6 protein-coding genes are annotated in these 8403 nt (G+C 34.1%); 4 read left to right on the top strand and 2 right to left on the bottom strand.

The features are described 5' to 3' along the window. From BM121_RS03565 to BM121_RS03550, 4 genes are all read left to right on the top strand, one after another. A partial coding sequence (locus tag BM121_RS03565) for an LPXTG cell wall anchor domain-containing protein (protein ID WP_139220240.1) occupies positions 1 to 1008 on the top strand: 1008 nt, incomplete at its 5' end. Positions 1009 to 1121: 113 nt separating this feature from the next. Next, complete coding sequence (locus BM121_RS03560; RefSeq protein WP_175495307.1) at positions 1122 to 2834, top strand: hypothetical protein; 1713 nt, start codon at positions 1122 to 1124, stop codon at positions 2832 to 2834. Between the two features lie 632 nt (positions 2835 to 3466). Next, positions 3467 to 5143 carry a hypothetical protein gene (locus BM121_RS03555; protein ID WP_091481191.1) on the top strand — a complete coding sequence of 559 codons (1677 nt, stop codon included), beginning with the start codon at positions 3467 to 3469 and terminating at the stop codon, positions 5141 to 5143. A 51-nt stretch (positions 5144 to 5194) separates the two neighbouring features. After that, positions 5195 to 5941, top strand: a complete 747-nt coding sequence (locus tag BM121_RS03550) for a helix-turn-helix domain-containing protein (RefSeq protein WP_091481188.1) — start codon at positions 5195 to 5197, stop codon at positions 5939 to 5941. Positions 5942 to 6098: 157 nt separating this feature from the next. On the opposite strand, the gene BM121_RS03545 is transcribed toward BM121_RS03550, so the two are convergent. Both BM121_RS03545 and BM121_RS03540 read right to left on the bottom strand, forming a co-directional pair. Further along, a complete protein-coding gene (locus tag BM121_RS03545; RefSeq protein WP_091481186.1) occupies positions 6099 to 6422 on the bottom strand; it encodes a helix-turn-helix domain-containing protein in 324 nt (107 codons plus the stop codon). Positions 6423 to 7034: 612 nt separating this feature from the next. Further along, positions 7035 to 8009: a pectate lyase family protein gene (locus tag BM121_RS03540; protein ID WP_091481270.1), complete on the bottom strand. Its 975-nt coding sequence runs from the start codon at positions 8007 to 8009 to the stop codon at positions 7035 to 7037. Between the last annotated feature and the right edge of the window lie 394 nt (positions 8010 to 8403).

Here is an 8403-nt window from a genome sequence, read left to right as displayed (position 1 = left end):
GAAGAAGCAGACTTAGGTACAGATCCAGAAAATGCTGACTCTGATGGCGATGGTGTCAACGATGGAGACGAAGTAGATAATGGAACAGACCCATTAGATCCAAACGATCCTGATGCGGATGAAGTCTACCCAGATGTACCAGAAGTGAATAATATTTACGATGGCGATGATGTAATCTATGGTCTTGGACTAGAAGGTGCAACTGTTTATGCAGTAGTTAACGGAGAGGTAATTGGTGAAATGGAAGTTACAGCTCCTGAATTTCAAACATTTGCCACAGTCGTTCCAAATGATAATACAGTATTCGCACTTGAAGTAGATGAGCCATTGTCTGCAGGTACCGTTGTAGAATTGTATCAGGTTAATGAGGATGGAAACGAAGGTGAATCCACATTTGTCACAGTATTGGATGAAGATGATGAGCCGACTGAACCAGATGCAGATGCACCAGTATTAGATAGTATTACAATCGATGGTGATAGTGAATCTGATTATGAAATTTCATTTGAATCAGATGAACCATTAACTAAAGTTTCTCTTGAAAATAGTGAAGGAGAAACAGTAACTGATGAAGTTACTTACGATAGTGAGGCTGGTGTATATACACTCGCTGTTTCAGGAGATACTGTTGAGGCTGGAGATGAATTAACCATCATTGCAACAGATGAGTTTGGAAATGCCAATGATTCAGAGTCAGTCATCGTACCTGAAGATCCTGCTGATGGTGACGCAGACGCCGATGCAGACGCAGACGCAGATAGCGATTCTGATACAGATACTGACACAGATAATAATTCTGACACAGACACTGACAGTGATAGTGGTTCTAACACAGACACAGATAGTGATTCTGACACAGATGATTCATCTGCATCAACAGATAATGATACAGATGATAACGAACTTCCCGATACAGCTACCAATACTTGGACTTACTTTGCTGGAGGGCTTGCAGCTCTATTAGCTGGTATTGCCGCAAGAGTATTTGGCCGTCGTAGACAGTCATAGTTTAAGGTCAAGGAGCAAATGCTTATTTACGGCATTTGCTCCTTGCTTTAAAAATTAAATAGAGGTGCATACAATTATGGATCACGATCATCTGAACAGGGAGGAAATGTACGATGGTAAAGATGAAAGCTGATGTTAAAGAGCAATATAACTTACAGATGGAGAAGTTACATCAATTTATCCAAGAAAAAGAAGATTCACTATCCCAATCAGAAGATACTACTCTGTTTTTATCAATTGCTCATAAGAGTGAGCGTGCCACGGTTTTAGTTGAAAAAAACACATCATTTAGCAATGCCTGGGAAGAGCTTCACCACAAAGGTCAAGCATATGTTCAAGCTAAATCGATAGAACAGCCACTGCTTAAAGTTGACATTGTCAAAAACATAAAAAAAGAAAATGATGTAGAGTTTGCTGAAAAACTTACAAAGACGAAAAAGAATTATTTTCGATATGGAATTAGTTTCGACGATCAATTTCAACATGCCTTTTTGGAACAGGAATTGAACGGAAACGCTATTATCAGAATTGATCCTAAAAGTAAACGAGGATATATCGATGAAAGAAATTTGCATTTTTACATAAAAAAACATAGACCGCAATTAAAAGCAATAAATTTCTCCAATGTAAAGTCTGTTTATACCTTCATGACGAAGGGTTATATCATTGAAGGAGAAAATTGCTATGAGCTACATATAGATGAACGAGAAAACGGTAGACGATCGACTCCATTAGACAAACAGGAACTTGAAAAGTTGATAGAAGGTGGACGAGACTATTTAGTTCATTTATCTAAACAGTCAGGTGTGTTCACCTATGGTTATTTCTCCTGTTTTGATAAGAAAATAAACCATTATAATACATTACGTCACGCCAGTACGCTGTATTCTATGTGTGAGACGTATGAATTTTTTCCGACACAAGAGTTGAGGCTTGCGATTATCCGCAGTTTACAGTACTTGCTTAATAACTGCATCGGCGCCAACCAATCAGATTCTGAAGCCTTTTTGTTAGAAAAAATAAACGACGGTATTGAAGTAAAACTAGGAGGTAATGCCGCAGCAATTTTAGCCATCACAAAATTCACGGAAGTGTTTGAAGATGATCGTCACATAGCAATTGCGGAAAAATTAGCTGCTGGTATCGGTCGGATGCAAAACGAAGAGGGTTCCTTTGTCCATGTGTTAAACTTTCCTACTTTAAATGTTAAAGATAAGTATCGGATTGTCTACTATGACGGGGAAGCGGCACTTGCATTAATGCGACTCTATCAACTGACAAAAAGTGAGAAGTACTTACAAATGGTGAAGAAGGCTTTCGAATATTTCCTTGCAAATGATTATTGGAAACATCATGACCATTGGTTAAGCTATTGTACGAATGAATTGACGATATATTGCCCAGAAGATCAGTACTTTGAGTTTGGTCTGAAAAATGCGGAAGGTAGATTGAATTTTATTTATCATCGTATCACCACTTTCCCGACATTTTTGGAGTTAACGGTGGCAGCATACCGGATGGTGGACAGAATCAAAGAAGTAGGATCAGATCATTTATTAGCAAATTTCGACGAACAAAAATTGATCAATACTATACACAAACGAGCTGATTACCAGAGAAACGGTTATTTCTATCCGGAATTAGCGATGTACTACAAAAAACCAGACAGAATTTCAGGTGCATTTTTTATCCGTCATCATTCATTTCGTGCGCGTATAGATGACGTGGAACATAATCTATCTGGGTATATAGAATATTATAAAACATTTCAACAGCATCTCATAAGTTCAGATAATCTAGCGGATGCTACTAAAAATATCATCTAATAGTTAAGAACTAGAGATGAGCCGATTTGCTACTTTTTATTAGTCTATTTTCCTATTTTGGATGTTTTATTTCAATTATTTGTGGGAATTAAGAAGACTAAAGTCGGTATTTTTCAAGAAAGCATAAGCTAGGTCTCTGAAATAGTTGCTAGAAACTTAATATCTAGTTCCGCATGATTATATTCAGTTCGACTAATAGGAGGTAGTGAAACGGTCCCGTGACCTGCGATTTCACGTGCTCTCATGCCTAACTTAGATCGTAAGGAATGCAATTTTTCTACTATTTAATGTATTTATAGCCAACTCCTTTGAAGTTACAGGTTAGACTGTTTAGTACATATAGTTATAAAATCTTTGACATTTTATGACCGTTTATCATAAAATAGTCCATAGATACTAATATATTCCATAAAAAGTACCAATTTATATAAGACTTTCGACAAAAGTAATAAATGGTGCCTCATAACACTTCATACTCTCACATGAGTTAATCCTTCAAACAAAAGGATAAAAAGAGTTTAGCAGAAGTTTCATACTGAAAACCGCATGTAAGCGCTAAACTAATTAAAAATGAATGGGTTAATAAACAATTTATCAATCTATCTACTCCATATGAAGAAGGTGGTATTGTTTTGAATAGTTTAGAAAGATACATTCCACACTTAGTCCATGTAAAAAACAAACATTTCGCTTACAAAGAACAGGCTGCGAAAAGCAATACTTCTGTATTTGGTCAAAATATGAAATATATCATTTTTTTATCAGTTTCTGATGGTAACACAAGAGCTTCAGTTTCGATAGGTATAGGGAATTCTCTGGAAACATCATGGAAGAATGCTGAAACAAAGAGCTTAGCGTATATTAATAAAAAAAGAATAAGGCCCATATGGATCAAAGTAGATTTAGTAATAAATATGAAAGTATTATCAAAAAAAGAGTTTTTCAAAGAATATAATAATACGAAAAATAATTACTTTCGCAAAGGAGTATCATTCGATAGACAATTCAATCTAGCTTTTTTAGAGCAAGAATTCCTTGCCAATGCATTTATGAAAGACGGCACATTTTCAATGAATAATATTAATTATTATTTACAGTCATACAGAGATATCCAATATCCAATTCGCGAAGCAAGTATAAATGAAGTCGTAGTGTTTGATACAATAAGTTATTTTTGTGATAAAAATAATGTTTATCCATTGCATTCAGGTGGTTTGGATAATGGTAGAAGAATAGTAGAGGAAGTTGATGAGGAAATTGTTTATCAAATGATAAATAGCGCTTCCCATTTCTTAGCTAATCAAGTTAAACCAACAGGTGAATTTATTTATGAGTATTATAGTCATCTTCACCATGGTGTTAGTTGGTACAATATGTTGCGCCATGCCAGTACAATATATTCATTAATGGAAGCTTATACTGTGACTAAAAACCCAATGCTTGAAAAGTCCATTAAACGAGCATTAAATTATCTAATCAATCAAGCAATTATTACTAGAAAACATCCTGAATACGGTAAAGTCTCATATGTTGTGGATAAGCAAAATAATAATGAAATTAAATTGGGAACACTCGGTGTATCTATTCTGGCAATTACCAAATATGCGGAAGTATTTCATGATGATTCTTACATGGACATAGCAATTTCATTAGGAAACGGTATTCTTACTATGCAACATAATAATGGACAATTCACACATATTCTCAATGCCAAGGATTTGAGTGTAAAAGAAATACATAGCAGAGCTTATTATGACAGTGTGGCCGTTTTTTCGTTACTGCGACTGTATGAGTTGTATAGTGACAACAAATGGTTAAAGACAGCATCTTTATCCTTTGATAACTTTATAAAAAACGAACGATGGAAGAATGCAGACCATTGGTTAAGCTATTGTGCTGATGAAATAACAAAATATAAATTGGAAGATCGATATTTTGAATTTGGATTAAAAAATGCAACTTATAAATTAGATTATATTTTTAACAGAGATACAACCTGTCCTCAGTTTTTAGAGTTATTAATGGCAACGGACCAAATGATTCAACGGATTAGGGCATTAAGAAAGGAGTATTTATTAGACAAATATCCAATAGAATATATCTTTAAAACGATAAATAAGCGGGCAGAGCACCAATTAAATGGGTATTTCTTTCCTGAGATAGCTATGTATATGGAATATCCAAATAAAATTAATGGCAGCTTCTTTACAAGGGATCACTCTTTTCGTACCAGAATTGACGATATAAAACATTATATTTCGAGCTATCACTATTATTTTCAAAAAGTTTCTCAGGTAGAAAAAGTTTAAGTAGCATGATAATCACGGTTAATTTTACATCAAGTAGAAGGGACTGCTTAAATGAAAAACACAAGCGATATTTCTAATCCAAAAAGACTTACACCAGAAATTAATGACCTGCAGCACGAGTACTTAGTATCTGATAATACACACTATTGTTTCGAAACAGAAGCAGAATTTTTGAGGTTATTTAGAAACGGAGATATGCGCTCGTTGGAACTTTTTAAAAATGATCGAGAGAACTTTGTTCAAACATTAGCAACATCGAAAAATAGAAATCTGAGAAATAATTTAATAGTTTTAGTATCAAATTTAACACGTGCAGCGATAGAGGCAGGATGTAATCCTAAAGAAATGGTTTTATTAATGGCTAATACAGTGAAGAATCTGGAGAATCGACTCACTCCTATTGATCAAGAAGCGTTTCTTGAATTAGAGACGAAGGTATTATTGATTTTTATAAGAAAAATAAAGCAGAGTAGAGTCGAAGGGTTGAGCAAAACATCATGGATGATTGTTAATTATGTCCAGGAACATTTATCTGAAAACATTACGTTGGATGATTTGGCATTACATTGTGGCAGACACCCAAACTACTTATCAGCATTGTTTAAACGCGAAACAAATAAGAACATTCAAAGCTATATTTTGGAAGAGCGTATAAAAAAAGCGAAACATCTTATCACCCATTCAGATTATTTGTTTATTGATATAGCTCATTTGTGTGGATTTGATAGTCAAAGTTATTTTACTGTTCAATTTAAAAAAGTTGTTGGATGTACGCCTAAAGGATTTCGGAATATGTAATGGCTCATAATCCCCATCTGTTATTGGATGGGGATTTATTATTTAATAATGTTTTGAAGATGGGAGAAAGTTTTAGGAGATGTTTCATAAATCGCGAGGCTAATTGCTTCCTAAAGAAAAAGAAGTAATCGTTCATCATGCTAGAGAACGGTTACTTCTATGTGTTCCTTTTTAAAACGTTAAGGAACTCTGTTAACTTGATTCTTTCCTCAGGTGTTAATTGTTTACTCATTTCAATAAGTTGAGCTAAATCTTCAGGAATGCTTTGATTATCTTCCGCATAAGAAAAAAAGGATGCCATATCCGTACCAAGAGCTTTTAATATTTTGGATAACATATCAACATCCGGGACGGAACGGTTATTTTCGAATCGACTGATATATGATTGAGAGATGTTTACGCGATTGGCTACTTCCTGAGTTGTTAAATTTAAAGATTTCCTTAATGACCTTAATTGTTTGCCTATATTCAATTTATCCATAGTTAATCCTTTCTTTAGATTATTATCTTCTTATTTTGTTAAAAAATGCAGGAAAAAGCAAATTATTACAAATAGTAATAGGAATAATCCTGTTTATTCTTATTTTGCATAAAAACATCCCATAAAATTATATTTACTATTTGTCTTGTTTAGTATTTTCACATCTACTTTATTTTATTCATTAGATCACACACAAATAAATATAAAAGAGATAAAATATTTCCCAATCGAGTATTATTAGGAAAAACTACTTATAAACATTTGAAATGTACTGAGGGCACTATCACATATGTGTTTGATTTAAGTTAAGGTTAGCTGGTGCTTGAATTTTGAATCCTAACTGACATAGTTGTGTTAAAATAACAGTTCATTATACCTACATTATATAACTTAATAGATCTTTTGACTAGTTAATTGAAAGAATTTTATAGGTATTTGTGACTTGTGTGCTTTTATTCGGTGTTAATCGTCCATAAAATCCCTACTGATGGAAGTCTCACTTTATAAGAGAAACTACAATTTAATTATACCAAATGAAGCAACTTTTTATTTCCATTTTTGTTACATATAAAAAAGGGGAGTGCCACTATAATGTGACACTCTCCTCATTAATTAAGGCTGAACTACTCCAACTCCAGCATATTGTGTAACAGCTGCTTTTACATCTTCAACAGGTGTGAGTGTATAATTATATGGAACAGTATAATTAGTTGTAGATGTCGTTGGTTGGCTGCCAGTGCTGTTTATATATAAGTTGTTAGAAACATTCCAATAGCCTGGTGAACTGCTATACCAAGCACCAAGGGGATCATTTGAATTTTCAAATACGTTATTCTCTACAAGTAATTCAGCACCCATTCTGGCATTAATCCCTGTATCAATAATTCCTTCAAAATAATTATTATACAAGTGACCTTCACCATGACGGAAGCTAGGAACGCGTGAATTTAAATCTTGAAAATAATTATGATGGAACGTGATGTTTCGATCGTCGCTGTCACTATCTGATGACCCCATTAACATAGCTTTCCAGCCATCATGGACATAATTCCATGAGAATGTGATATTATATGCATCTCGTTTTACATCAAATAAACCATCATAATAATCTTTGTCCACATTCAAGCTTGCATAAAGTTCATTATGATCAACCCAAATGTTACTCGATGGTCCTTCAATGCTAATGGCATCCTTGTCACCAGTGCGTACTTCATGAATCGTGAGATTTCGGATGATAACGTTATCTGCTCGCCACACTTTAATACCTATTCCGTCAAATTCAGCATTTGTACCCACACCTAAGATAGAAACATCTGATACATCTTTAATATTGATTTTGCTGTCAGGCGTATTGTCAGGTGTAATTGTACCGTCTACATAAATAGTTAAAGGAGTAGCATCGTCTTTATCTTTTAATACTTGGACAAGCTCGTCTCCAGTTTGTACCGTTACGGTATCTCCATCAGCACCACCCGTTGTACCACCGTTTTGAGTGGCAAAACCTGTCATGTTGAAATCAGGAGTACTCGCAGATACAGATTGAAACGACAAGCATAATAATAGAGTAACGAAAAGACTGAAAGACATCCATTTAAGCAAATTCTTTTTCACTTTTCCCACGTCCTTTTTTAAAAGTTTTTAATGAAGTTTAGGACTGACACCGATGCGATAAAATATCAACCCTCCCTTCGCAAGTAATACTTTAACCATAACATGAAAACGATTTCTTAAAATAATCATTTTACCATATATTTACCTTATAATAGAATATTTTACCACGAACGAAGCCTTTGAGTGTAAAAAATTCTAACAATAAATCCCAAATAGTGGATTTTCTCATATTGGAATATGAAGTAATGATTATTTTTTGGGTGAAAGAATAATGTTATCGTATGGACTGATTTTTAAATGAAGCAAAATCATAAAGTATATATGGAGGTTCAAGCTCCTAGTGCGATGGGGAGCTGAACGTTTTACAATC

Origin of the sequence: Gracilibacillus orientalis (assembly GCF_900114645.1) — a bacterium.
Classification (GTDB): domain Bacteria; phylum Bacillota; class Bacilli; order Bacillales; family Amphibacillaceae; genus Gracilibacillus; species Gracilibacillus orientalis.
This window is presented reverse-complemented; position numbering and strand designations above follow the sequence as displayed.